The sequence below is a fragment of the Kosakonia oryzae genome, assembly GCF_001658025.2.
Lineage (GTDB): Bacteria > Pseudomonadota > Gammaproteobacteria > Enterobacterales > Enterobacteriaceae > Kosakonia > Kosakonia oryzae.
Genome location: NZ_CP014007.2, coordinates 5,119,249 through 5,144,847 on the forward strand (window position 1 = coordinate 5,119,249; position 25,599 = coordinate 5,144,847).

Genomic DNA, 25,599 nt, shown 5'->3' on the forward strand with positions numbered 1-25,599 from the left:
ATTAAACTTCGTAATGAATTACGTGTTCACTCGTTGAGACTTGGTATTCATTTTTTGTCCGAAGACATCAAGAATCCGCGTCACCTGAGTGCCCACACAGATTGTCTGATAAATTGTTAAAGAGCAGTTGCGACGCGGCTTTCAGCGCTTCGTCGCGAGGTGGCGTATATTACGCCTTCCTCTTTCAGAGTCAACCCTGAATTTCAGGATTTTTCTCTTCAACCGACCCGGCTATTTGTGTGAAGTGATTCACATCTGCCGTGTCGATGGAGGCGCATTATAGGGAGTTCTCCGCCCCCCGCAATAGAAAAATGACATAAAAATGACTGACTGCTGCATTCCACAGCAAAACACCGCTTTATACCCATTTACACACAGACTTATCCACAATCCGGCAAAAGGCTAAAAATTCGCGAGCGCTACGCAAACGTTTTCGTTACAATGCCCGCGCAAAAATCGTGAGCCTCACATGGAGCGTTAGCTAAGTTTTGGGATCATTAAGGATCCAAAAATTCATCTAATGCTCTCTGTTCAAGTCAAATCCAGGGGATTTACCATGCAACAACGTCGTCCAGTCCGCCGCGCACTGCTCAGTGTTTCTGACAAGGCCGGTATTGTCGAATTCGCACAGGCGCTCTCTCAGCGTGGCGTAGAACTGCTCTCTACTGGCGGAACCGCTCGTCTGCTGGCAGATAAAGGTCTGCCGGTGACTGAAGTCTCCGACTACACCGGTTTCCCGGAAATGATGGATGGACGCGTAAAAACCCTGCACCCGAAAGTGCACGGTGGGATCCTCGGACGTCGCGGCCAGGATGACGCGATCATGGCAGAACACGCGATCGCGCCGATCGATATGGTGGTTGTTAACCTTTATCCGTTCGCCCAGACCGTTGCCCGCGAAGGTTGCTCGCTGGAAGATGCAGTAGAAAACATCGATATCGGCGGTCCTACGATGGTGCGCTCTGCGGCGAAGAACCATAAAGATGTTGCTATCGTAGTAAAAAGCAGCGACTACAGCGCCATCATTAATGAGATGGATGCGAACGAAGGCTCCCTGACGCTCGAAACCCGTTTCGATCTGGCCATTAAAGCTTTTGAGCACACCGCCGCTTACGACAGCATGATCGCCAACTACTTCGGTAGCCTGGTTCCGGCCTATCACGGCGAAAGCAAAGAACCATCAGGCCGCTTCCCACGCACCCTGAACCTGAACTTCATCAAGAAGCAGGATATGCGCTACGGTGAGAACAGCCACCAGCAGGCAGCCTTCTATATAGAAGAAGAAGTGAAAGAGGCTTCTGTGGCTACCGCGCAGCAGTTGCAGGGTAAAGCGCTTTCTTATAACAACATCGCGGATACCGATGCGGCGCTGGAGTGTGTGAAAGAGTTCAGCGAGCCTGCCTGCGTTATCGTTAAACATGCAAACCCTTGCGGCGTGGCAGTGAGTGGCTCCATTCTTGCGGCTTACGATCGCGCATACAAAACCGATCCCACCTCCGCATTCGGCGGCATTATCGCCTTTAACCGCGAGCTGGATGCCGCCACCGCGCAGGCGATCATCTCCCGCCAGTTTGTGGAGGTGATCATTGCGCCGTCTGCGACAGAAGAAGCGCTGAAAATCACGGCCGCCAAACAGAATGTCCGCGTACTGGTTTGCGGCGAGTGGTCGCAACGCGTGCCGGGGCTCGACTTTAAACGCGTCAACGGCGGGCTGCTGGTTCAGGATCGCGATCTGGGCATGGTCAGCAGCAACGAACTGCGTGTTGTCAGCAAGCGCCAACCGACGGAGCAAGAGCTGCGCGATGCGCTGTTCTGCTGGAAGGTAGCAAAATTCGTGAAATCCAACGCGATCGTTTATGCGAAAGAGAATATGACCATCGGCATTGGCGCCGGCCAGATGAGCCGCGTTTACTCGGCGAAGATCGCCGGGATCAAAGCCGGTGACGAAGGGCTGGAAGTGAAAGGTTCTGCGATGGCGTCTGACGCATTCTTCCCGTTCCGCGATGGTATCGATGCCGCTGCCGCTGTTGGCGTGACCTGCGTGATCCAACCAGGTGGCTCCATCCGCGATGACGAAGTGATTGCCGCTGCCGATGAACACGGCATTGCTATGATCTTTACCGATATGCGTCACTTCCGCCATTAATCCACGGAGCAGACAATGAAAGTATTAGTGATTGGTAACGGCGGGCGCGAACACGCGCTGGCCTGGAAAGCGGCGCAGTCGCCGCTGGTCGATACTGTTTTTGTTGCACCGGGTAATGCCGGTACCGCACTGGAACCGGCGCTGCAAAACGTGGCAATTGGCGTCACCGATATTCCGGCGCTGCTCAGCTTTGCGCAGAACGAGAAAATCGATCTGACTATCGTTGGCCCGGAAGCGCCGCTGGTCATTGGCGTAGTCGATGCCTTCCGCGCCGCTGGCCTGAAAATTTTTGGCCCAACGCAAGGTGCCGCACAACTGGAAGGCTCAAAAGCCTTCACCAAAGACTTCCTGGCGCGCCACAAGATCCCGACGGCGGAATACCAGAACTTCACCGAGATTGAACCGGCGCTGGCGTACCTGCGTGAGAAAGGCGCGCCAATCGTCATTAAAGCGGACGGTCTGGCAGCGGGCAAAGGTGTGATTGTCGCCATGACGCTGGAAGAAGCCGAAGCGGCAGTGAACGATATGCTGGCAGGCAATGCTTTTGGCGACGCCGGCCACCGTATCGTTATTGAAGAGTTCCTCGACGGTGAAGAAGCCAGCTTTATCGTCATGGTCGATGGCGAACATGTTCTGCCGATGGCCACCAGCCAGGATCACAAACGCGTGGGTGATGGTGATACCGGGCCGAACACCGGCGGTATGGGCGCTTACTCGCCAGCGCCAGTCGTCACTGATGAAGTACATCAACGTACGATGGAACGCATTATATGGCCGACCGTGCGCGGTATGGCAGCGGAAGGCAATACCTACACCGGTTTCCTGTATGCCGGTCTGATGATCGACAAACAGGGCAATCCGAAAGTGATTGAGTTCAACTGCCGCTTTGGCGATCCGGAAACGCAACCGATCATGCTGCGGATGCAGTCAGACCTGGTTGAACTGTGCCTGGCCGCCTGCGAAGGCAAACTGGACGAGAAAACCTCTGAGTGGGATGAACGCGCGTCTCTGGGCGTGGTGATGGCTGCCGGTGGTTATCCGGGCGACTACAGCAAGGATGATGTGATCCACGGCCTGCCACTGGAAGAAGTGGCGGACGGTAAAGTGTTCCACGCGGGGACTAAACTCTCCGGCGACGACCTGGTGCTGACCAACGGCGGCCGCGTACTCTGCGTGACTGCGCTGGGTAACACCGTTGCCGAAGCACAGCAACGCGCCTATCAGTTGATGACCAATATTCACTGGAACGGCAGCTTCAGCCGCCGTGATATCGGCTACCGCGCGATCGCTCGCGAACAGGGCAAATAACGTTATTTTGCCCCAGGCCCGATCAGGCGTAGTCGCCATCGGGCCGTTCGCCGGGAGGCGCTATGCTTACCCGGCCAACTTAAATCTTCAGAAACTCTTCTCCATCGGCTGCCAGCGACAAAAATCACCATTCGCGACCAACAGCAACTGCGCCCCTTCCGGCGCTTCCAGCCATGCCACGCTTACCGCCGCCGCTGAGCGCGTCTGACGCTGCTCAATGCGGTTCAGCGCAAAGCTGTCGAGATCCGGCTTCACCGTCTTGCCTTCACAGGTCTGAACCGTGCGATTGGCCTGCCAGCGTCCCTGACGCAGCACCACACGCCCCTGGCGCAGCGCATCGCTGGTCTGGCGGATCTGTTCAGCACGGTAACGATACAGCGCAACCTGGTCGCTGGAGAGCTGCTGCTTCTGCCCATTGACCTCACGCTGCATAAAGCTCAGCTCACCACGATCGTCAAAACGCACGCGTACATGCTCAGGCGGCTGGCTATAAATATTGAGTTCGACAAGGGTTAAGGTATCACCTTGCCAGCGGTATTCGCTGAGGGAAGTGTTGCCGTGATGCCACGGACTAAAAGCGGAAAGCAGATGTGTCTCGCCGTCGGAATCTTTACGCCAGATCCGCACTGCGCCCTGATCGTCAGCAAACCCGCTGGCGGTGAACGGAGGCAAGGACGTATCGTGGCTACAAGCCGTCAGCAACAGGACGCCAGCTAACGTCATTGAGCGACGCCAGAATGACAAAAGGGGCGAAACCGCCCCTTCGATAAAACCGTTCACTGGCACGCTGTCTTACTTAACAGAGTCTTTCAGTGCTTTACCAGAAACAAATGCCGGCACGTTAGCGGCAGCGATTTTGATTTCTTTACCGGTCTGCGGGTTGCGGCCAGTACGCTCAGCGCGGTGGTTCACTTTGAAGGTACCGAAACCAACCAGTTGTACCGCATCGCCTTCTTTCAGAGACTCAGTAATAGCAGCCAGAGTGGATTCCAGTGCAGCTTTTGCCTGCGCTTTAGACAGATCAGCCTTGTCTGCAATTACATCAATCAGTTGAGTCTTATTCATAAGTTATCCTTTCAATGTGTTTATCGCTTGCTAAGCATCGAGTGCGACGGAAATGCCTCAAAAGCACTCTCCTGCATACACGCACCGATAGCCACTTTTTTTCGCCCCCCAAATGTAGACCAGACGGGGGTAGGAAGGGAAGCCTTCCGGCGCGACAAAACTGGCCCTAAATCACGTTTTATTGCCTCATTGCTGCAAATTTATACCAATATTGCTATCGCCAGCCTCACGCAGGTCTGCGCGTAGCCCTTTAATCAGTTCAATATCACGTTCTTCACAGGCCGCCAAAAGACGGAAAATTTCCCACTGAATGTCCCATTCCTGCTCAACGGCGGGGTTCAGTCGCAGCTCTTCGTCAGTCATTTCACGACCCGCCTGGGTCATTTCCAGCATCGCAACGGTGGTGATCGACATCTTGCTGACTTCAACCGCATGCTCCAGCGTTTCACCACTCAGGCGAGAATGAACCAGTTCGCTCAATGCTACGCAGGCATCAATCGCCGGGTAAACGCCGTACAGATCGTAATCATCGGCAACCGGAATCGCCTCTTCCAGCTTCTCAAGCTGGCTGTCGAAATTCACTTTCGCATCTTTAACGATCTGCGTTTCCCAAATCAGGTCGAGGATACGGCGATAAAGTTGCGCGTCGCCAAACTCCGTCTGCTGGCAAAACATAGCGTAATTGGGATACATGCGCTCGCACAGACACGCCATAAAGACAACGTGCTGCCAGCTTTCCAGCCGCTCCAGACGCAGGTGAATGGGGTTTTGTAACATGGTTGTTTCTCAATATCAGTAATGGCGGCAGTTTACCTGATATTGCGCTGGATTTCCTGCCAACGCGAAAATGCGGGTCGCCCGGACGCCACCGCATCCGCCCAGCGCGTCGGCTCCGGTAGCCGGTAACCCTTCATGCAGCGCTGCACCCAGGCCAATGCGCTATCCTGGCTGACACGATGCCCGGTCGTGATAAACAGCGGATTGCAGCGCGCTTTACTGCGCCATACCCATGCCAGCTTCTCGCCTTTATCCAGCAGCGGCGCCAGCGCGCCAGGCTCATCGGCAAGCGGCTCAAACTTACCGCACAGCCGTTTTTTCGCCACGCCAATGGTAGGCACATCCACCAGCAACCCAAAGTGGCTGGCGACCCCCAGACGGCGAGGATGCGAAATGCCGTGCCCATCAACAAACAGCAGATCCGGCTTTTGCGACAGTTGTTGCCATGCCGCCAGCAGCGCAGGGTATTCGCGAAAGGAGAGAAAGCCCGGAATATAGGGCATGGTGGTGGCGATGCGCGCCACCTGATATTCGACAAGCTCCAGCGATGGCCAGGCAAGGAGCACCATCGCCGCCCGCGTCACTTCGCCGCCTTGCTCAAACCCAACATCGGCACCACCGATCAATCGGGGAGGATCCGTATCCAGGCGATCCTCATGGATCACCGAAGAGGCCAGTTCAAGTTGTTGCGCGCGTAATGACGCGAGATCCATACGTCCTCCTTACTGATGCCAGGCGGCCGACAGACGGTGTACCGCCTCGACAAAAACTCCTGCATGTTCCGGTTCGACATCCTGATGAATGCCATGACCGAGGTTAAATACGTGGCCTTCGCCTTTGCCAAAGCCCGCCAGAATGGTGGCCACTTCCTCTTCGATACGCGCAGGCGGCGCATACAGCATGGAAGGGTCCATATTGCCTTGTAGAGCGACTTTATGCCCCACGCGACGACGCGCATCGGCGATATCGGTGGTCCAGTCCAGTCCCAGCGCATCACAGCCGGTTTCCGCCATCGCTTCCAGCCACTGCCCACCGCCTTTGGTAAACAGCGTTACCGGCACGCGGCGACCTTCGTTTTCACGCAGCAGGCCATCAACGATTTTATGCATGTAATAGAGCGAGAACTGCTGATAATCGCGCCCGGTCAGCACGCCGCCCCAGGTATCAAAAATCATCACTGATTGCGCACCAGCACGGATCTGCGCGTTCAGGTACAGCGTGACGCTCTGCGCCAGCTTATCGAGCAGCGCGTGCAGCGTATGCGGCTCGGCGTACATCATTTTTTTGATCACGGTAAACGCTTTGCTGCTGCCGCCTTCCACCATATAGGTCGCCAGCGTCCACGGACTGCCGGAGAAGCCGATCAGCGGCACTTCGCCTTTCAGCTCGCGGCGAATCGTGCGCACCGCGTTCATCACGTAGCCCAGTTCGTTTTCCGGGTCCGGGATCGGCAGCTTATCCACATCAGCTTTGCTGGCGATGGGCGACGTGAAGCGCGGCCCTTCGCCGGCTTCAAAATAGAGGCCCAGCCCCATCGCATCCGGCACGGTGAGAATATCCGAGAAAAGGATCGCCGCATCAAGCTTGTAGCGGCGCAGCGGTTGAAGCGTCACTTCACAGGCCAGCTCAGCGTTTTTGCACAACGACATAAAGTCGCCTGCTTGCGCACGCGTCGCTTTGTACTCCGGCAAATAGCGGCCAGCCTGGCGCATCATCCATACTGGCGTCATGTCTACAGGCTGGCGCTGGAGCGCGCGCAGGTAACGATCGTTTTTCAGTTCGGTCATTGTCATTTCCTTAAGCGTCAGACCGTTATTGTATCACGTCATTGATCGTCTGCCCGACACATCGCCACGGTGTCTTCGATCAGACGACGCGCCACTGTGCCCGGCGGCGGCAGTAGCGGCAAGGCGTCATAGCGATACCAGCCCGCATCTAACAGCTCTTTCGGATCGATATGAATTTCACCGCTGTCATACTCTGCCATAAAAGCCGTCATCAGCGATTGCGGGAAGGGCCATGGCTGTGAGGTGACATAGCGCAGGTTCTTGACCTTGATGCCGCTCTCTTCCATCACTTCACGCGCTACCGCCTGCTCCAACGTTTCGCCAACTTCAACAAACCCAGCAAGCACAGTGTAGATGCCATTGCGATGACGGGTATGTTGCGCGAGCAGGATGCTGTCGTCACGGCGAATCGCGACAATAATGCAGGGGGCAATTTGCGGATAATAACGTTCCCGACAGTGGTCGCAGAGCATCGCCCACTCGGTTTTGCTTGGGTGCATGGTGTGCCCGCAATAACCGCAAAACTGATGCGAGCGGTAAAACTCGGCCAGTTGCACGCCGCGCCCGGCTAACTGAAAAAGACCGACATCCTGATCGATCAGCAGTCGCACGGAGCCCATATCATGCCGACGATTCTGACGAACCATCCACACCGGTTCGCCCTGCCATTCCCCAATGTGAAGCGCGCTTTGGCCCACAAGTTCGAAATTTCCTGGCTTACCATGTGGTAATTCTCCACCGGGCAACCATAATTTTTGTTCATGGCTCACGATCCACCAGCCACGATCGGATGCTTCAATAATACGTACCATTGCACTACCTTAGCTTCACTGGCATGTTATTAACATTATTATTACATTTTTTCTGAACTTACATATTTGCGGAGCCATTTATGCTAAACCAGTTAGAAAGCCTGACAGAGCGCGTTGGAGGAAGTAACAAACTTGTCGACCATTGGCTACTTGTTCGTAAGCAGCTTCTTGTTTCTTACTACAATCTGGTTGGCATTAAACCCGGCAAAGGATCGTACATGCAGCTCAATGAAAAAGCGCTGGACGATTTTTGTCACAACCTGGTGGAATACCTCTCCGCCGGCCATTTCAATATTTATGAACGTATCATCAGCGAAATGGAAGGCACCAGCCCACTTTTAGCCGCCACGCAACTTTATCCACAACTTGAAGCCAACACCGTGGAGCTCATGAATTACTATGACTCCAGCCTGGAAAACGCCATCGATGACGACAACTGTCTGGAGTTCCAACAGGCGCTATCGGATATCGGCGAAGCGCTTGCCGCCCGCTTTATGCTGGAAGATAAGTTGATTGTGCTGGCCTATGATAACGACCTCAATGTGAGCGCCAACGACGAAAGTGGAATGGCGCGCCCCGCTTGAGTTCTTAAGCATTAACGCGTAGTTTAAAAAGCAGTCCCCCGTTTTCGGACGGGGTTTTTCTTGTCGGAGTGCCTATATTTCCACAAAATCATTCGCGATGCGTCGAGGCGGCAAGTTCGTGAATCCCCAGGAGCTTACATTAAGTAAGTGACTGGGGTGAGCGAACGCAGCCAACAAAGAGGCAGCGTGAAGGATGAAGGGGAAAAGGCTGAGACCGTTAATTCGGGATCCGCGGAACCTGATCGGGTTAAGACCTGCGAAGGGAACAAGAGTAATCCATTCACAACGACCACCCTCACGGGCGGTTTGCTGCCATTACTCCATCCGTCGTCTGACAAGCCATCTCATAATTATGGAATGAGCTATGTCTGCAAAAACTGTTACACGCCGTGAACAACGCGCCCAGGCGCAACACTTCATTGATACGCTGGAAGGCACCGCTTTCCCCAATTCACAACGTATTTACATCACCGGTTCGCAGCCGGATATCCGCGTGCCCATGCGTGAAATCCAGCTTAGCCCGACGCTTATCGGCGGCACCAAAGCACAACCGCAGTATGAAGAAAACGAAGCCGTACCGGTGTATGACACCTCCGGCCCGTATGGAGATCCGGCTGTCGCCATTGATGTACAACAGGGGCTGGCAAAGCTGCGTGCACCGTGGATAGCCGCCCGCAACGACACTGAAACGCTTAATGAACGCAGCTCCGCGTACACCAAAGAGCGGCTGGCCGATGACGGCCTCGATGAACTGCGTTTTAGCGGTTTGCTGACGCCGCAACGCGCCAAAGCAGGCCGCTGCGTGACCCAGTTACACTATGCCCGCCAGGGGATCGTGACGCCGGAAATGGAATTTATCGCAATCCGTGAAAACATGGGCCGCGAGCGCATCCGCAGCGAAGTGCTGCGCAGGCAGCATCCAGGCGAAGGTTTTGGCGCGCGCCTGCCGGAAAATATCACGCCGGAATTTGTGCGCGATGAAGTGGCGGCCGGTCGCGCCATTATTCCCGCCAATATTAACCACCCGGAGTCGGAACCGATGATTATCGGCCGCAACTTCCTGGTTAAAGTGAACGCCAACATCGGCAACTCGGCGGTGACCTCTTCCATCGAAGAAGAGGTGGAAAAACTGGTCTGGTCAACCCGCTGGGGCGCGGACACGGTAATGGATCTCTCCACCGGGCGTTATATCCATGAAACCCGCGAATGGATCCTGCGTAACAGCCCAGTGCCGATCGGAACTGTACCGATCTATCAGGCGCTGGAGAAGGTCAACGGGATCGCCGAAGATCTGAACTGGCAGGCGTTTCGCGACACACTGCTGGAGCAGGCGGAACAAGGGGTGGATTACTTCACCATTCACGCGGGCGTGTTGCTGCGTTATGTGCCGATGACCGCCCATCGTCTGACCGGCATCGTTTCGCGCGGCGGCTCGATTATGGCGAAATGGTGCCTTTCCCATCATCAGGAGAACTTCCTCTACACCCACTTCCGCGAAATCTGCGAGATCTGTGCCGCCTACGACGTTGCATTGTCGCTGGGCGACGGTCTGCGTCCGGGTTCCATTCAGGACGCCAACGACGAAGCGCAATTTGCGGAACTGCACACGCTGGGCGAGCTGACCAAAATCGCCTGGGAGTATGACGTACAGGTGATGATTGAAGGCCCGGGGCATGTGCCGATGCAGATGATCCGCCGCAATATGACCGAAGAACTGGAGCACTGCCACGAAGCGCCGTTCTACACTCTTGGACCGCTCACCACGGATATCGCACCGGGTTACGATCACTTCACCTCCGGCATTGGCGCAGCGATGATTGGCTGGTTTGGCTGTGCGATGCTGTGTTATGTCACGCCAAAAGAGCATCTTGGTCTGCCGAACAAAGAGGATGTGAAACAGGGGCTTATCACTTACAAGATCGCCGCCCATGCGGCTGACCTCGCCAAAGGCCATCCCGGCGCGCAGATCCGTGATAACGCCATGTCGAAAGCGCGCTTTGAGTTCCGCTGGGAAGACCAGTTTAATCTGGCGCTCGACCCCTTCACCGCCCGCGCGTATCACGATGAAACCCTGCCGCAGGAATCCGGCAAAGTCGCTCACTTCTGCTCGATGTGCGGGCCGAAATTCTGCTCGATGAAAATCTCCCAGGAAGTACGCGATTATGCCGCTTCCCAGGCTATTGAAGTCGGCATGGCAGACAAGTCGAATGACTTCCGCGCCCGCGGCGGCGAGATCTACCTGAAACGGGAGGAAGCCTGATGTACCAGCCTGATTTCCCGCCGGTGCCTTTCCGTCTGGGGCTTTATCCGGTGGTTGACAGCGTCGAGTGGGTAGCCCGCCTGCTGGATGCCGGAGTGCGCACTCTGCAATTACGCATCAAAGATAAACGTGATGACGAGGTCGAAGAGGATGTCATTGCCGCCATTGCGCTTGGCCGCCGCTACCACGCGCGGCTTTTTATCAATGATTATTGGCGGCTGGCGATCAAACACCAGGCTTACGGCGTTCACCTCGGTCAGGAAGATCTGGAAACCACGGAACTTGGCGCGATTCGCGCGGCAGGTTTGCGTCTTGGCGTTTCGACCCATGACGATATGGAGATCGACGTGGCGCTGGCGGTACGTCCGTCTTATATCGCGCTGGGCCATGTTTTCCCCACGCAAACCAAACAGATGCCTTCCGCGCCGCAGGGGCTGGAACAACTGGCGCGACATATTGCGCGGCTGGCCGATTACCCGACCGTAGCCATCGGCGGTATCAGTCTGGCGCGCGCACCAGAGGTGCTAGCAACGGGCGTCGGTAGCATCGCGGTGGTAAGTGCAATCACCCAGGCCGCTGACTGGCGGCTGGCTACCGATCAATTACTGGCGCTTGCGGGGGTGGGTGATGAATGATCGCGATTTTATGCGCTACAGCCGCCAGATCCTGCTGGAAGACATCGCTGTTGTCGGCCAGCAAAAGTTGCTCGCCAGCCGGGTGCTGATTGTTGGTCTCGGTGGTCTTGGCGCGCCCGCGGCAGTTTACCTTGCTGGCGCGGGTATCGGCACGCTGGCGCTGGCCGATGACGACGCGGTACACCTGAGTAACCTGCAACGGCAGATCCTGTTCACCACGGACGATATCAACCAACCGAAAGCGGGCGTCACCGCGCAACGCTTACACCAGCTTAACCCGGATATCGAACTGATCACCCTTGAGCAGCGGCTCAGCGGTGAAGCGCTACAACTGCAGGTCGCGCAGGCCGATGTGGTACTTGATTGCAGCGACAATATGGTCACTCGGCAGGCGATTAATGCCGCCTGCGTGGCGCAGGAAACACCATTGATCAGCGCCAGTGCGGTTGGCTTTGGCGGACAGTTGATGGTGCTGACACCGCCCTGGCAACAGGGCTGTTATCGCTGCCTGTGGCCCGACGAAAGCGAACCGGAGCGCAACTGCCGTACAGCGGGCATTGTTGGCCCGGTGGTCGGCGTCATGGGTGCCATGCAGGCGCTGGAAGCCATCAAATTGTTAAGCGGTATCAGCACCACCAGCGGCGAGTTACGGCTATTTGATGCCCGAACCAATCTCTGGCGCACGCTGGCGCTGCATCGCGCCCAGGGATGCCCGGTATGCGGAGGGCGGCATGCAAATACGCTTCAATGATGAGCCGATGCAGTGCGCGTCCGGGCTTTCCGTTGCTGCGCTATTGCAGCACATCAATCAGCTAAAACCCGGTGCCGCGCTGGCGGTGAATCAACAGATCCTGCCGCGCGAGCGTTGGGACGATCATCTTGTGCAGGACGGCGACGAGATCCTGCTTTTTCAGGTTATCGCAGGGGGTTGAGATGTTACGTATTGCAGATAAAACGTTTACCTCGCGGCTGTTTACCGGCACCGGTAAATTTTCCGCGCCACAACTGATGATCGACGCGATCCGCGCCTCCGGCAGCGAACTGGTCACGCTGGCCATGAAGCGCGTGGATCTACGCAAACAAAGCGATGGCATCCTGCAACCGCTGCGCGATGCAGGTGTCACGCTGCTGCCGAACACATCCGGGGCGAAGAACGCTGAGGATGCCATTTTTGCCGCGCAGCTAGCGCGTGAAGCGTTGGGAACTTACTGGTTAAAGCTGGAAATTCACCCGGATGCTCGCTGGCTGTTACCCGATCCGATCGAAACCCTGCGCGCAGCAGAAAAGCTGGTGCAGCAGGGTTTTGTGGTACTGCCCTACTGCGGCGCCGATCCGGTGCTGTGCAAACGGCTGGAAGAAGTCGGCTGCGCGGCAGTCATGCCGCTGGGTGCGCCGATTGGTTCAAACCAGGGGCTGGAAACCCGCGCCATGCTGGAGATTATCATTGAGCAGGCGAATGTCCCGGTGGTGGTTGACGCCGGTATTGGTACGCCCAGCCATGCGACACAGGCACTGGAGATGGGCGCAGATGCCGTGCTGGTGAATACCGCTATTGCCGTCGCCGACGATCCGGTCACCATGGCACGCGCTTTTCGTCTGGCAGTAGAAGCCGGCACGCTGGCACGTCAGGCCGTCCCGGGTGCACGCCAGCGTTTTGCGGTAGCCACCAGCCCGCTGACCGGTTTTCTGGAGGCCACCTTATGAGCACCTTTAGCGATTACTGGCGGCAACTCGACTGGGACGATATTAGTCTGCGCATTCACAGTAAAACCGCAGCCGATGTTGAACGAGCACTGAACGCCAGGCAACCGACACGCGACGATATGATGGCGCTGCTCTCCCCTGCAGCCAGCGGTTTTCTTGAAGCCATGGCGCAGCGTGCGCAGCGGCTGACCCGCCAGCGGTTTGGTAATACCGTCAGCTTTTATGTTCCGCTCTATTTGTCGAACCTCTGCGCCAATGACTGTACTTACTGCGGCTTTTCGATGAGTAACCATCTGAAGCGCAAAACGCTGGATGCACAGGAGATTGCGCGTGAATGTGCAGCCTTGCGCGATCTGGGCTTTGAGCATCTGTTGCTGGTAACCGGCGAGCATCAGGGCAAAGTGGGAATGGACTATTTTCGTCGCCACTTACCCGACATTCGCCGCCAGTTCGCCTCACTACAGATGGAAGTTCAGCCGCTCTCAGAAGAAGAGTATGCCGAGCTGAAAACCCTTGGGCTGGATGGCGTAATGGTCTATCAGGAGACTTATCACGAAGCCCAGTATGCCCGCCACCATCTGCGGGGCAAGAAGCAGGATTTTTTCTGGCGTCTGGAAACGCCGGACAGGCTGGGTCGCGCCGGGATCGACAAAATCGGCCTCGGCGCGCTGATGGGGCTTTCCGACAACTGGCGCGTGGATTGTTATATGGTGGCGGAACACCTGCTATGGCTGCAACAGCACTACTGGCAAAGCCGCTTTTCCGTCTCTTTCCCGCGCCTGCGCCCCTGTGCGGGCGGCATTGAACCCGCGTCACTGATGGATGAGCGCCAATTGGTGCAAACCATTTGCGCTTTCCGTCTGCTGGCGCCGGATGTGGAACTGTCGCTCTCGACGCGCGAATCGCCGCACTTCCGCGATCACGTGATCCCACTGGCCATCAATAATGTCAGCGCGTTTTCTAAAACGCAGCCTGGAGGTTATGCCGATGACCATCCGGAGCTGGAGCAGTTTTCCCCGCACGACGGACGCCGCCCACAAGAAGTTGCCGACGCATTAGTTGCAAGCGGGTTGCAGCCCGTATGGAAAGACTGGGATAGCTGGCTGGGACGTTCGCCGCAAAAAAACAGCAATACGCTGATAACGGGTTAAAACCTTGCGGCGTGCCGCGTAAAAACAGGATCGGATTGTCGCGTACTGGCAGCCGATCCTGCATGGTGTCTGTGTCAGCTTCACTGTCTGACCGGAGCGATCGCTTTACTCTCCCCTCATATCGCTCCGTTTTCCCTCTTAAGGAATAAAAAACCATGCATATTGATATACATCACCCATCACAGCTATAGAAAGCGATACTTAACCATAGCAACATCTGCTGACGATATAATTTTCCCTACAACGGACTGACAACACACCGTTCGGCTGCCTGCATCTTTCTTCCAGCCCCCTATACTTTATCTGCCACTCATATGATGAATGCTCAAGGATATGAAAATTCATAATCGACAACTCTCTTTCACCGCCCCCATTCTGGTGAGCTTTATCGGGATCTTCACGGGATTTGTGATGATCGCTATCCTGGTTATCATCAGTCAGCACAAAGAGATGCTGGAACAATATCAGGACATTAACCGTAACTTCACCCATAACCTGGCTGTGAACCATACCCAGTCGATCCTGCGGGAAAATGACTACATTCTTAGTCGCGCTGCGCTATTTTTAGCGCAAGGCAATAATTTAGATGAAACCGTCAACGGCGATCGCGAGCAGGGTCTGCAATTAATGATGAAGCTGTTGGCGCTGATGCCGACAGTTTCTTCTATTTCGCTTGCGGACTCGCAGGGAAGGTATCTGCGCGCTCCGCAGGTGATAGCAGGTAGCGTAAGCGATAGTTTCGACGCCAGCACACGCCCGTGGTTTATGCATCAGGCTGAGTCCAGCATGTTTAACCACTACACCGACACATATACGGATTACTTCACTCATAACCCGACGGTGAGCCTCTATAAACCGGTGATCTCCCTCGATGGCAAGCTGAAGGGAACGCTGGCATTCCATCTCGATCTGGTTTCGATGAGTTTCACACTGCGTACGATGCAGGCACCGATGCAGGGGGAATTTTTCGTGGTCGATCGTGAAGGCAAAGCGATGCTGCATCCCGATACCAGTTCGCTGTTTAAAACATTTATCAGCCCGTCACTGCTGGCGGCAATGACCGGCGGTGAAGGCTCTGTTTACGATGAAAAAAACGCGACATGGTATTACTACTATGCGTTTACCAACCCGGACTGGCTTGCCATCTACAAGGTTCACGACAGTACGCTGAATAACCTTACCCGCCACGCGACCATGATCGTCGGCTGGGGCTTTGGTACGGCAGCCGTCGTGATTATTCTGTTCGGGCTTTACCTTCGTCATGCCTCAAGGACCGTACTGATCAATATCATCAATGCCATCAACACGGGCGATGTAAAACGGGCGCCGAAGCTGGAAGCCATGTTGAGCAAAGCGATCAAAAGCAACAAAGAGCGCGAACTATCATGGGTGCGTCAGGCCACTATTGATGCGTTGACCAACTGCAAAAACCGGCGCGCTTTCGATGCCGATATTGCCGCCCTGATGAACGATCACCAGCCTTTCGCGCTGGCACTGGTGGATATCGACAACTTCAAGTCCATCAACGATACATGGGGTCATTTAAGCGGTGATATTGTCCTGCGCAATGTTGCGCGTGAAGGGCTGAAGGTGATGCAGCCGCATGGCATTTCGCTTTATCGCTACGGCGGAGAAGAGTTTGCAGTGATTTTCCCTGAGACGCATATTGAAAATTCACAGGATTACCTCGAAGAGTGGCGCAGCAACGTGGCAAATCGAGGCTGGCGTGAAGACGGCCTGGTTGTTACCTTCAGCGCCGGGCTGGGCGAGTGGCATATGGAACCGCTGGAGCAGCTCGTCACCGGCGTCGATGAAGCGTTGTATCAAGCCAAGCAGCAGGGTAAGAACCGGATTCTACTGACGAATGCCAATTAGTGCGCGCATCGTTGCACCAGTTGTAACCGGTTTCAGGTGAACCAGGGTTTCTTTGTGATGCCATACACACAATCACGGTAAAGCGGTTGTTGATCTCAACTGCGCTGGATAATTATCAACTATCCCATCAACACGAGGCTGACTATGAAAAACATCGTTTTATGTTGTGCTGCGGGTATGTCCACCAGCATGCTGGTGCAGCGGATGAAAGATGCAGCGCAGAAGAAAGGGGTCGAAGTTTCTATCAAAGCGGTTCCCGTTGCGGAATTTAAGGACGAGATTGCAACGGCGGATATTGTGTTGCTGGGGCCACAAGTAAAATACGAGCAGGCAAAATTGCAGGCGCAGGCGGAGCCGTTGGGGAAAAAGGTCGCGGTTATCGACATGATGGATTACGGCATGATGAAAGGCGATGTCGTACTTGAAAAAGCCCTTAAGCTTCTGGAGTGAGCGCATGGAAGATTTAGAAAGCATCATTATGGAACTGCTGGTTAACGCGGGTGCCGCGCGCAGCCAGGCATTAACTGCGCTGCAACAGGCACGTAAAGGCGATTTTGATGCGGCGGAACAGGCAATGGAAGAGTCGCGGGAATTCGTTAAGGCCGCGCATAAAATTCAGACTCAGTTGATCGGTCTGGATGAAGGGACAGGCAAACTGCCGGTCAATCTGATTACCGTTCATTCGCAGGATCATCTGATGAACGCCATGGTGATTCAGGATCTGGCGGGTGACATGATTGAACTGTATCGCCGTCTGCCGCTACGTAATTAACGCATCTGAAACCGCAAATACTTGCCTGTATCGCAGGCATAAAAAAACCCGCCGAAGCGGGTTTTTTATTAGGTGCAACGATTACTCGTTGTCGGAACCACCCAGACCTGCGTTCAGCAGTTCTGCCAGGCTCGCAGTCGCATCTTCCGCAGTAACCTGCGGTGCTACCGGCAGTTCGCCAGCGGCGCGACGGCGCATACGATCCTGGTGGTACGCATAACCGGTACCGGCCGGGATCAGACGACCCACGATAACGTTCTCTTTCAGACCGCGCAGTTCGTCGCGTTTGCCCGCAACGGCTGCTTCGGTAAGCACACGAGTCGTCTCCTGGAACGATGCCGCGGAGATGAAGGACTCGGTTGCCAGAGACGCTTTGGTGATACCCAGCAGATCGCGTGCATAGGTTGCACCGATTTTGCCGTTCGCTTCCAGATCGCGGTTGGCGATCTTAACGCGAGAGTATTCAACCTGCTCACCTTCCAGGAAGTCGGAGCTTCCTGCGTTAACGATGGTGGCTTTACGCAGCATCTGACGAACGATAACTTCGATGTGCTTATCGTTGATCTTAACGCCCTGCAGACGGTAAACGTCCTGCACTTCGTTCACGATGTAACGGGTTACCGCGTGAACACCACGCAGACGAAGAATGTCGTGCGGCGCTTCCGGACCGTCGGAAACCACGTCACCACGTTCTACGCGTTCACCTTCAAACACGTTGAGCTGACGCCATTTCGGAATCATCTCTTCGTACGGATCGCTACCGTCAACCGGCGTGATCACCAGACGGCGTTTACCTTTGGTTTCTTTACCGAAGGAAATGATACCGCTGATTTCAGCCAGAATTGCCGGCTCTTTCGGACGACGTGCTTCGAACAGGTCCGCAACGCGCGGCAGACCACCGGTAATATCCTTGGTACCGCCAGATTCCTGCGGAATACGCGCCAGGGTGTCACCAGAGCTGATCTGTACGCCATCTTCGAGCTGAACAATCGCTTTACCCGGCAGGAAGTACTGCGCAGGCATGTCGGTGCCCGGGATCAGAACGTCGTTGCCCTGCGCATCAACAATTTTCAGCGCCGGACGCAGGTCTTTACCACCAGTGGTACGTTCTGCAGAATCCAGAACCACCAGCGAGGAGAGACCGGTCAGTTCGTCGGTCTGACGGGTAATCGTCTGACCATCGATCATGTCGGTGAAGCGAATGAAACCGCTCACTTCGGTGATAACTGGCATGGTGTGCGGATCCCAGTTTGCAACGGTTTCACCGCCGGCAACCTGCTCGCCATCACCCTTCGCCATTACCGCACCGTAAGGCACTTTATAGCTTTCTTTAGTACGACCGAATTCGTCGATCAGTTTCAGCTCAGTGTTACGGGAGGTGATAACCAGTTTGCCGCTGGAGTTAACAACCGTCTTCGCGTTGCTCAGGCGGATGCTACCTTTGTTTTTCACCTGGATGCTGGATTCAGCAGCCGCACGAGATGCCGCACCACCGATGTGGAACGTACGCATCGTCAGCTGTGTACCCGGCTCACCGATGGACTGTGCCGCGATAACGCCGATAGCTTCACCTTTGTTGATGATGTGGCCACGCGCCAGGTCACGACCGTAGCAGTGCGCACATACACCAAAGTCGGTGTCACAGGATACAACGGAGCGTACTTTGACGCTGTCAACGGAGTTGACTTCCAGCAGGTCACACCACTGTTCGTTCAGCAGCGTGTTGCGCGGAACCAGAATATCAGCGGTACCCGGCTTCAGAACGTCTTCCGCAGTCACACGACCCAGAACGCGATCGCGCAGCGGCTCTTTAACGTCGCCACCTTCGATAACCGGCGTCATGACGATCCCTTCGAGGGTGCCACAATCGTCTTCGGTGACCACCAGGTCCTGCGCCACGTCGACCAGACGACGAGTCAGGTAACCGGAGTTCGCTGTTTTCAGTGCGGTATCCGCCAGACCTTTACGCGCACCGTGCGTGGAGATGAAGTACTGGAGTACGTTCAGACCTTCACGGAAGTTCGCGGTGATCGGCGTTTCGATGATGGAGCCATCCGGCTTCGCCATCAGACCACGCATACCAGCAAGCTGACGAATCTGGGCTGCAGAACCACGCGCACCGGAGTCGGCCATCATGTAGATGCTGTTAAAGGAAACCTGCTGCTCTTCCTGACCGTCACGGTTAATCACGGTTTCGGTTTGCAGGTTGTCCATCATCGCTTTGGATACGCGATCGTTCGCCGCAGCCCAAATATCGATAACTTTGTTGTAGCGTTCGCCAGCGGTTACCAGACCAGACTGGAACTGCTCCTGAATCTCAGCAACTTCGGCTTCCGCTTCGCTGATGATCTCATGTTTTTTCGCCGGGATGACCATGTCATCGATACCAACAGATGCACCTGAACGCGCTGCATAAGCAAAGCCGGTGTACATCGTCTGGTCAGCAAAAATAACGGTCGGTTTCAGGCCCAGAATGCGGTAACAGGTGTTCAGCATTTTGGAGATCGCTTTCTTGCCCAGCGCCTGGTTGACGATGGAGAAAGGCAGACCTTTCGGTACGATCATCCACAGAATGGCGCGACCAACGGTCGTGTCTTTCAGGCTGGTTTTCGCAACGAATTCGCCGTTAGCATCTTTTTCATATTCGGTGATACGCACTTTAACGCGCGCATGCAGAGAGGCCAGGCCAGCACGGTAAATACGCTCAGCTTCTTTCGGGCCAGTCAGCACCATGCCTTCGCCTTTGGCGTTAACACAGTCACGGGTCATGTAGTACAGACCCAGAACAACGTCCTGAGACGGAACGATGATAGGTTCGCCGTTCGCCGGAGACAGAATGTTGTTGGTAGACATCATCAGCGCACGCGCTTCCAGCTGGGCTTCCAGCGTCAGCGGTACGTGAACAGCCATCTGGTCACCATCGAAGTCGGCGTTGTATGCCGCACAAACCAGCGGGTGCAGCTGGATAGCTTTACCTTCGATCAGTACCGGTTCAAATGCCTGGATACCCAAACGGTGCAGAGTCGGCGCACGGTTCAGCAGCACCGGGTGTTCGCGGATAACTTCGTCCAGGATATCCCAAACGACAGCTTCTTCACGCTCAACCATTTTCTTCGCGGCTTTGATGGTGGTGGCGAGGCCACGCAGTTCCAGCTTGCCGTAGATGAACGGTTTGAACAGTTCCAGCGCCATTTTCTTCGGCAGGCCGCACTGATGCAGACGCAGGTATGGACCTACGGTGATTACAGAACGACCGGAGTAGTCAACACGTTTACCGAGCAGGTTCTGACGGAAACGACCCTGTTTACCTTTGATCATATCGGCCAAAGATTTCAGCGGACGTTTGTTGGAACCGGTGATCGCACGACCGCGACGGCCGTTATCCAGCAGGGCGTCAACCGCTTCCTGCAGCATACGTTTTTCGTTGCGTACGATGATGTCCGGCGCCGCCAAATCCAGCAGACGTTTCAGACGGTTGTTACGGTTGATCACGCGACGGTACAGATCGTTCAGATCCGACGTAGCGAAACGACCACCATCCAGCGGAACCAGCGGACGCAAGTCCGGCGGCAGCACTGGCAGAACAGTCAGAATCATCCATTCCGGTTTGTTACCAGACTGTACGAAGGCTTCCAGCAGTTTGATACGCTTGGTCAGCTTCTTACGTTTGGTTTCGGAGTTAGTTTCGTTCAGCTCTTCGCGCAGCTGTTCGCACTCTTGTTCCAGATCCATGCTTTTCAGCAGGGCCTGAATAGCTTCGGCGCCCATTTTTGCGTCGAATTCGTCACCGAACTCTTCCAGCGCGTCCAGGTACTGTTCTTCGGTCAGGATCTGGTTACGTTCCAGATTGGTCATACCGCCTTCGATAACCACATAGGATTCGAAGTACAGAACACGTTCGATATCGCGCAGCGGCATATCCAGCAGCAGGCCGATACGGGACGGCAGGGATTTCAGGAACCAGATGTGCGCGGTCGGAGATGCCAGCTCGATGTGGCCCATACGCTCACGGCGTACTTTAGTCTGGGTCACTTCAACGCCGCACTTCTCACAGATCACACCACGGTGTTTCAGGCGCTTGTACTTACCGCACAGGCACTCATAGTCTTTTACCGGCCCAAAAATACGGGCGCAGAAAAGACCGTCACGCTCAGGCTTGAACGTACGGTAGTTAATGGTTTCCGGCTTTTTCACTTCACCGAAAGACCAGGAACGGATCATGTCTGGCGAAGCCAGAGCAATTTTGATCGCATCAAACTCTTCGGTTTTAGTTTGCGCTTTCAGAAACTTTAATAAGTCTTTCACGGATTGGCTCCCGTCGGAGTTAGCACATTCCGCTGCCGGGTATTACCCCGACAGCGGTGACCTGTTTGAGCGAGAATTACTCGTCTTCCAGTTCGATGTTGATACCCAGAGAACGGATCTCTTTCAACAGTACGTTGAAGGATTCCGGCATACCTGGTTCCATCTGATGGTTGCCGTCCACGATGTTTTTATACATCTTGGTACGACCGTTCACGTCATCAGACTTAACGGTAAGCATTTCTTGCAGGGTATAAGCGGCACCATAAGCTTCCAGTGCCCACACTTCCATCTCACCGAAGCGCTGACCACCGAACTGTGCCTTACCACCCAGCGGCTGCTGAGTAACCAGGCTGTAAGAACCGGTGGAACGCGCATGCATCTTGTCATCAACCAGGTGGTTCAGTTTCAGCATGTACATGTAGCCGACGGTAACCTGGCGTTCGAATTGCTCACCGGTACGACCGTCGAACAGAGTGATCTGACCGGAAGTCGGCAGGCCACCCAGCTGTAACAGTTCCTTGATTTCGGACTCTTTCGCACCGTCGAATACCGGCGTTGCGATCGGCATGCCTTTGCGCAGGTTTTCAGCCAGACGCAGAACTTCTTCATCACTGAAGGTATTCAGGTCAACTTTCTGACGAACGTCAGCGCCCAGATCGTATGCACGCTGGATGAATTCGCGCAGTTTCGCGACTTCCTGCTGCTGTTTCAGCATGGCGTTGATCTTGTCGCCGATACCTTTCGCAGCCATCCCCAGGTGGGTTTCAAGGATCTGACCGATGTTCATACGAGACGGTACGCCCAGCGGGTTCAGTACGATGTCTACCGGCGTGCCGTTTTCATCGTAAGGCATATCTTCGATCGGGTTGATCTTAGAAATAACACCTTTGTTACCGTGACGACCTGCCATCTTATCCCCAGGCTGGATCTGACGTTTAACTGCCAGATAAACCTTAACAATCTTCAGCACGCCCGGTGCCAGATCGTCGCCCTGAGTGATTTTGCGGCGTTTCGCTTCGAGTTTTTTCTCGAACTCGTGTTTCAGTTCGTCGTACTGCTCAGCCAGTTGCTCCAGCTGATTTTGTTTCGCTTCGTCGGTCAGGCCGAGTTCCAGCCAGCGGTCGCGCGGCAGTTTGTCGAGCTTCTCAGCTTCAACGCCGCCGGAAACCAGCACGGTATGGATACGGCTAAACAGGCCAGCTTCGAGGATTTGCAGTTCTTCAGACAGATCTTTCTTCGCCTGCTTCAGCTGCATCTCTTCGATTTCCAGCGCACGTTTGTCTTTTTCCACGCCATCGCGGGTAAAGACCTGAACGTCGATAACAGTACCGGAAACACCGTTCGGCACGCGCAGAGAAGAGTCTTTAACGTCAGACGCTTTCTCACCGAAGATCGCGCGCAGCAGTTTCTCTTCTGGCGTCAGCTGAGTTTCGCCTTTCGGCGTTACTTTACCAACCAGAATGTCGCCGCCGGTCACTTCCGCACCGATGTAAACGATACCGGATTCATCCAGTTTGGAGAGCGCAGCTTCACCCACGTTCGGGATGTCAGCGGTGATCTCTTCCGGTCCCAGCTTGGTGTCACGGGACACGCACGCCAGTTCCTGAATGTGGATCGTTGTAAAACGATCTTCCTGAACAACGCGTTCGGAGACGAGGATGGAGTCTTCGAAGTTGTAACCGTTCCACGGCATGAACGCTACGCGCATGTTCTGGCCGAGTGCCAGTTCACCGAGGTCGGTGGACGGGCCGTCTGCCAGCACGTCGCCGCGCTCAATTGGCTCACCCAGGTAAACACACGGCATCTGGTTGATGCAGGTGTTCTGGTTAGAACGGGTGTATTTGGTCAGGTTATAGATGTCGATCCCTGCTTCGCCCGGGTACATCTCGTCTTCGTTAACTTTGATAACGATACGGGAAGCATCCACGTACTGAACGGTACCGCCACGTTTCGCCACTGCGGTTACACCGGAGTCAACGGCAACAGCACGTTCCATACCGGTACCAACCAGCGGCTTATCAGCGCGCAGAGTCGGAACCGCCTGACGTTGCATGTTCGCACCCATCAATGCACGGTTGGCGTCATCGTGTTCCAGGAACGGGATCAGGGACGCACCGACGGAAACCACCTGCTGGGTGGAAACGTCCATGTAGTCAACCTGGTCTGCGCTGAAGAGGCTGGATTCGCCTTTGCTGCGGCAGGTCACCAGATCATCTACAAAACGACCTTCTTCCGTCAGGTTGGTGTTCGCCTGAGCGATAACGTAGTTACCTTCTTCAATTGCAGAAAGGTAATGGATCTCGTCAGTTACCACGCCGTCAGTCACTTTACGGTACGGCGTTTCGAGGAAGCCGTATTCGTTAGTCTGCGCATACACGGACAAGGAGTTGATCAGACCGATGTTCGGACCTTCAGGCGTTTCGATAGGACATACGCGACCGTAGTGGGTCGGGTGAACGTCTCGAACTTCGAAGCCCGCACGCTCACGGGTCAGACCGCCTGGGCCGAGTGCAGAGATACGACGTTTATGCGTAATCTCCGACAGCGGGTTGTTCTGGTCCATAAACTGAGACAGCTGGCTGGAACCGAAGAACTCTTTCACGGCTGCGGAGATCGGCTTGGCGTTGATCATATCCTGCGGCATCAGGGTATCCAGATCGCCCAGAGACAGACGCTCTTTCACCGCACGTTCTACACGCACCAGGCCAACGCGGAACTGGTTTTCCGCCATTTCGCCAACGGAACGGATACGACGGTTGCCGAGGTGGTCGATATCATCCACTTCACCAATACCGTTACGGATACCGATGAGCTTTTTCATCACTTCGATGATGTCTTCTTTGCTCAGGATACCGGAACCTTCGATGGTGTCGCGCAGCAGAGAACGGTTGAACTTCATACGACCAACCGCAGACAGATCGTAGCGGTCTTCAGAGAAGAACAGGTTCTCGAACAGGCTTTCAGCCGCTTCACGAGTCGGCGGTTCGCCAGGACGCATCATACGGTAGATCTCTACCAGAGCGCTCAGTCGATCGTTGGTCGGGTCGACACGTACAGTCTCAGAGATGTACGGACCGTGATCCAGATCGTTGGTGAACAGCGTTTCGATACGTTTGTGGCCCGCCTGGCTCAGCTTCGCCAGCAGATCGAGCGACAGTTCCATGTTCGCCGGGCAGATCAGCTCGCCAGTGGATTCGTCGATGTAGTCTTTAGACGCCACTTTACCCGCGATGTACTCAACCGGAACTTCGATATGTTGAATCTCGTCTTTTTCCAACTGACGGATATGGCGCGCGGTAATACGGCGGCCTTTCTCAACATACATTTTGCCGTTCGCTTCGATGTCGAAGGACGCGGTTTCGCCGCGCAGACGTTCCGGCACCAGTTCCATTTGCAGTTTGTTGTCGCGAATCTCAAAGACCACTTTTTCAAAGAACAGGTCGAGGATCTGCTCCGTGGTGTAGTTCAGCGCGCGCAGGATAATGGTAGCCGGCAGCTTACGACGACGGTCGATACGAACGAACAGGTTATCTTTCGGATCGAATTCAAAGTCCAGCCAGGACCCACGGTAAGGAATAATACGTGCGTTATAAAGCACCTTACCAGATGAGTGGGTTTTACCCTTATCGCTGTCAAAGAAGACGCCAGGGCTACGGTGGAGCTGAGAAACGATAACACGCTCAGTACCGTTGATAACAAAGGTACCGTTGTCGGTCATGAGCGGAATTTCGCCCATGTAGACTTCTTGTTCTTTAATATCTTTAACAGTGCCTTCCGGCGCTTCGCGCTCGTAGATCACCAGACGCAGTTTTACGCGCAGCGGAGCGGAGTAAGTTACGCCACGGATCTGACACTCTTTAACGTCAAAAACAGGTTCGCCAAGACGGTAGCTGACGTATTGCAGTTCCGAATTGCCGCTGTAGCTCTTAATCGGGAACACGGAGCGGAATGCCGCTTCCAGACCGTACTGCCCTTCAGGATCTTGCTCGATAAACTTCTGGAACGAGTCAAGCTGGATAGAAAGGAGATATGGAACATCCAGAACTTGTGGACGTTTACCAAAATCCTTACGAATACGTTTTTTCTCGGTATAGGAGTAAACCATAGGGTTCCTCAGCTCGCTGACAAGTCGACCCACTCTGCCCGTCGAAAGGACAGTTTATGCAACACTATTTTTTTGACCGGAAAGTGGAGCACTTTCCGCAATGCTTGTTGCTATCACGCTTAAATCATTTCATTGCGATTTACACAGAAGCGAGCTCCTGTCGCAGTATATTAAGTCGTCGATAGAAACAAGCATTGTAAAGGCTACTGGTAGTCAAACAGTGTGAAACGCTACCGGCACCTTCTACAGCGCAAAAAGGCTGGTGACCAAAAAGTCACCAGCCATCAGCCTGATAACTCAGACTGCAACCGGA

The 25,599-nt window shown here is 54.8% G+C and carries 20 protein-coding genes; 12 read left to right on the forward strand and 8 right to left on the reverse strand.

The features are described 5' to 3' along the window. Nucleotides 1–556 precede the first annotated feature (556 nt). Together purH and purD are read left to right on the forward strand one after the other, a co-directional pair. Nucleotides 557–2,146 carry a bifunctional phosphoribosylaminoimidazolecarboxamide formyltransferase/IMP cyclohydrolase gene (gene purH, locus AWR26_RS24235; RefSeq protein WP_074922739.1) on the forward strand — a complete coding sequence of 530 codons (1,590 nt, stop codon included), beginning with the start codon at nt 557–559 and terminating at the stop codon, nt 2,144–2,146. Nucleotides 2,147–2,161: 15 nt separating this feature from the next. After that, nucleotides 2,162–3,454 carry a phosphoribosylamine--glycine ligase gene (purD, locus tag AWR26_RS24240; protein ID WP_074922738.1) on the forward strand — a complete coding sequence of 431 codons (1,293 nt, stop codon included), beginning with the start codon at nt 2,162–2,164 and terminating at the stop codon, nt 3,452–3,454. A gap of 87 nt (nt 3,455–3,541) precedes the next feature. Here the strand turns inward: purD and AWR26_RS24245 are convergent, their stop codons facing one another. The 6 genes from AWR26_RS24245 to nudC all read right to left on the reverse strand — a co-directional run bounded on the left by AWR26_RS24245 (nt 3,542) and on the right by nudC (nt 7,895). Beyond that, complete coding sequence (locus AWR26_RS24245) at nt 3,542–4,234, reverse strand: DUF1481 domain-containing protein (RefSeq protein WP_074922737.1); 693 nt, start codon at nt 4,232–4,234, stop codon at nt 3,542–3,544. A 12-nt stretch (nt 4,235–4,246) separates the two neighbouring features. Continuing rightward, the gene (hupA, locus tag AWR26_RS24250) at nt 4,247–4,519 is read right to left on the reverse strand and encodes a nucleoid-associated protein HU-alpha (RefSeq protein ID WP_035890328.1); all 273 of its coding nucleotides are present in this window, start codon (nt 4,517–4,519) and stop codon (nt 4,247–4,249) included. 186 nt (nt 4,520–4,705) lie between these two features. Continuing rightward, nucleotides 4,706–5,296 carry a YjaG family protein gene (locus AWR26_RS24255; RefSeq protein WP_074922736.1) on the reverse strand — a complete coding sequence of 197 codons (591 nt, stop codon included), beginning with the start codon at nt 5,294–5,296 and terminating at the stop codon, nt 4,706–4,708. Nucleotides 5,297–5,328: 32 nt separating this feature from the next. Beyond that, nucleotides 5,329–6,009 (reverse strand): deoxyribonuclease V, encoded by a 681-nt coding sequence (gene nfi, locus AWR26_RS24260; protein WP_035890321.1) that lies wholly within the window; start codon nt 6,007–6,009, stop codon nt 5,329–5,331. Nucleotides 6,010–6,018: 9 nt separating this feature from the next. Then, nucleotides 6,019–7,083 carry a uroporphyrinogen decarboxylase gene (gene hemE, locus AWR26_RS24265; RefSeq protein ID WP_074922735.1) on the reverse strand — a complete coding sequence of 355 codons (1,065 nt, stop codon included), beginning with the start codon at nt 7,081–7,083 and terminating at the stop codon, nt 6,019–6,021. 38 nt (nt 7,084–7,121) lie between these two features. Continuing rightward, a complete protein-coding gene (gene nudC / locus AWR26_RS24270; protein WP_071921795.1) occupies nt 7,122–7,895 on the reverse strand; it encodes an NAD(+) diphosphatase in 774 nt (257 codons plus the stop codon). Between the two features lie 80 nt (nt 7,896–7,975). Between nudC and AWR26_RS24275 the strand changes: the two genes are divergently transcribed. From AWR26_RS24275 to AWR26_RS24320, 10 genes are all read left to right on the forward strand, one after another. After that, a complete protein-coding gene (locus tag AWR26_RS24275) occupies nt 7,976–8,479 on the forward strand; it encodes an Rsd/AlgQ family anti-sigma factor (protein WP_074922734.1) in 504 nt (167 codons plus the stop codon). 364 nt (nt 8,480–8,843) lie between these two features. Further along, nucleotides 8,844–10,739, forward strand: a complete 1,896-nt coding sequence (gene thiC / locus AWR26_RS24280) for a phosphomethylpyrimidine synthase ThiC (protein WP_074922733.1) — start codon at nt 8,844–8,846, stop codon at nt 10,737–10,739. Beyond that, nucleotides 10,739–11,374, forward strand: coding sequence for a thiamine phosphate synthase (gene thiE / locus AWR26_RS24285; RefSeq protein WP_074922732.1), 636 nt, complete (start codon nt 10,739–10,741; stop codon nt 11,372–11,374). Before thiC ends, thiE begins: the two co-directional genes overlap by 1 nt. Then, entirely contained in the window at nt 11,367–12,125 is a 759-nt protein-coding gene (locus tag AWR26_RS24290; protein WP_074922730.1) for a HesA/MoeB/ThiF family protein, read from the forward strand. The genes thiE and AWR26_RS24290 overlap by 8 nt, the downstream gene beginning before the upstream one ends. Then, entirely contained in the window at nt 12,106–12,306 is a 201-nt protein-coding gene (gene thiS, locus AWR26_RS24295) for a sulfur carrier protein ThiS (protein WP_043955777.1), read from the forward strand. The genes AWR26_RS24290 and thiS overlap by 20 nt, the downstream gene beginning before the upstream one ends. A 1-nt stretch (nt 12,307) precedes the next feature. Continuing rightward, the gene (thiG, locus tag AWR26_RS24300) at nt 12,308–13,078 is read left to right on the forward strand and encodes a thiazole synthase (RefSeq protein ID WP_074922729.1); all 771 of its coding nucleotides are present in this window, start codon (nt 12,308–12,310) and stop codon (nt 13,076–13,078) included. Continuing rightward, nucleotides 13,075–14,229 (forward strand): 2-iminoacetate synthase ThiH, encoded by a 1,155-nt coding sequence (gene thiH, locus AWR26_RS24305; RefSeq protein WP_074922727.1) that lies wholly within the window; start codon nt 13,075–13,077, stop codon nt 14,227–14,229. The genes thiG and thiH overlap by 4 nt, the downstream gene beginning before the upstream one ends. Before the next feature lie 333 nt (nt 14,230–14,562). After that, nucleotides 14,563–16,104, forward strand: coding sequence for a sensor domain-containing diguanylate cyclase (locus tag AWR26_RS24310; RefSeq protein WP_074922726.1), 1,542 nt, complete (start codon nt 14,563–14,565; stop codon nt 16,102–16,104). A 144-nt stretch (nt 16,105–16,248) separates the two neighbouring features. After that, a complete protein-coding gene (locus AWR26_RS24315; RefSeq protein WP_035890299.1) occupies nt 16,249–16,554 on the forward strand; it encodes a PTS sugar transporter subunit IIB in 306 nt (101 codons plus the stop codon). Between the two features lie 4 nt (nt 16,555–16,558). Further along, entirely contained in the window at nt 16,559–16,876 is a 318-nt protein-coding gene (locus tag AWR26_RS24320) for a PTS lactose/cellobiose transporter subunit IIA (protein WP_043955785.1), read from the forward strand. 81 nt (nt 16,877–16,957) lie between these two features. Here AWR26_RS24320 and rpoC read toward each other — a convergent pair whose 3' ends face one another. After that, complete coding sequence (gene rpoC, locus AWR26_RS24325; protein ID WP_074922724.1) at nt 16,958–21,181, reverse strand: DNA-directed RNA polymerase subunit beta'; 4,224 nt, start codon at nt 21,179–21,181, stop codon at nt 16,958–16,960. A 76-nt stretch (nt 21,182–21,257) separates the two neighbouring features. Next, the gene (rpoB, locus tag AWR26_RS24330) at nt 21,258–25,286 is read right to left on the reverse strand and encodes a DNA-directed RNA polymerase subunit beta (RefSeq protein ID WP_035890293.1); all 4,029 of its coding nucleotides are present in this window, start codon (nt 25,284–25,286) and stop codon (nt 21,258–21,260) included. Nucleotides 25,287–25,599: the final 313 nt, after the last annotated feature.

Bases quoted from the DNA above. Each gene is read 5' to 3' on its own strand.
- nudC (WP_071921795.1), bottom strand. From the start codon at position 7,895: ATGGTACGTATTATTGAAGCATCCGATCGTGGCTGGTGGATCGTGAGC.
- nfi (WP_035890321.1), bottom strand. From the start codon at position 6,009: ATGGATCTCGCGTCATTACGCGCGCAACAACTTGAACTGGCCTCTTCG.
- purH (WP_074922739.1), top strand. From the start codon at position 557: ATGCAACAACGTCGTCCAGTCCGCCGCGCACTGCTCAGTGTTTCTGAC.
- thiH (WP_074922727.1), top strand. From the start codon at position 13,075: ATGAGCACCTTTAGCGATTACTGGCGGCAACTCGACTGGGACGATATT.
- AWR26_RS24290 (WP_074922730.1), top strand. From the start codon at position 11,367: ATGAATGATCGCGATTTTATGCGCTACAGCCGCCAGATCCTGCTGGAA.
- thiS (WP_043955777.1), top strand. From the start codon at position 12,106: ATGCAAATACGCTTCAATGATGAGCCGATGCAGTGCGCGTCCGGGCTT.
- thiG (WP_074922729.1), top strand. From the start codon at position 12,308: ATGTTACGTATTGCAGATAAAACGTTTACCTCGCGGCTGTTTACCGGC.
- purD (WP_074922738.1), top strand. From the start codon at position 2,162: ATGAAAGTATTAGTGATTGGTAACGGCGGGCGCGAACACGCGCTGGCC.
- hemE (WP_074922735.1), bottom strand. From the start codon at position 7,083: ATGACCGAACTGAAAAACGATCGTTACCTGCGCGCGCTCCAGCGCCAG.
- hupA (WP_035890328.1), bottom strand. From the start codon at position 4,519: ATGAATAAGACTCAACTGATTGATGTAATTGCAGACAAGGCTGATCTG.
- AWR26_RS24320 (WP_043955785.1), top strand. From the start codon at position 16,559: ATGGAAGATTTAGAAAGCATCATTATGGAACTGCTGGTTAACGCGGGT.
- thiC (WP_074922733.1), top strand. From the start codon at position 8,844: ATGTCTGCAAAAACTGTTACACGCCGTGAACAACGCGCCCAGGCGCAA.
- AWR26_RS24255 (WP_074922736.1), bottom strand. From the start codon at position 5,296: ATGTTACAAAACCCCATTCACCTGCGTCTGGAGCGGCTGGAAAGCTGG.
- AWR26_RS24315 (WP_035890299.1), top strand. From the start codon at position 16,249: ATGAAAAACATCGTTTTATGTTGTGCTGCGGGTATGTCCACCAGCATG.
- thiE (WP_074922732.1), top strand. From the start codon at position 10,739: ATGTACCAGCCTGATTTCCCGCCGGTGCCTTTCCGTCTGGGGCTTTAT.
- AWR26_RS24310 (WP_074922726.1), top strand. From the start codon at position 14,563: ATGAAAATTCATAATCGACAACTCTCTTTCACCGCCCCCATTCTGGTG.
- AWR26_RS24275 (WP_074922734.1), top strand. From the start codon at position 7,976: ATGCTAAACCAGTTAGAAAGCCTGACAGAGCGCGTTGGAGGAAGTAAC.
- rpoB (WP_035890293.1), bottom strand. From the start codon at position 25,286: ATGGTTTACTCCTATACCGAGAAAAAACGTATTCGTAAGGATTTTGGT.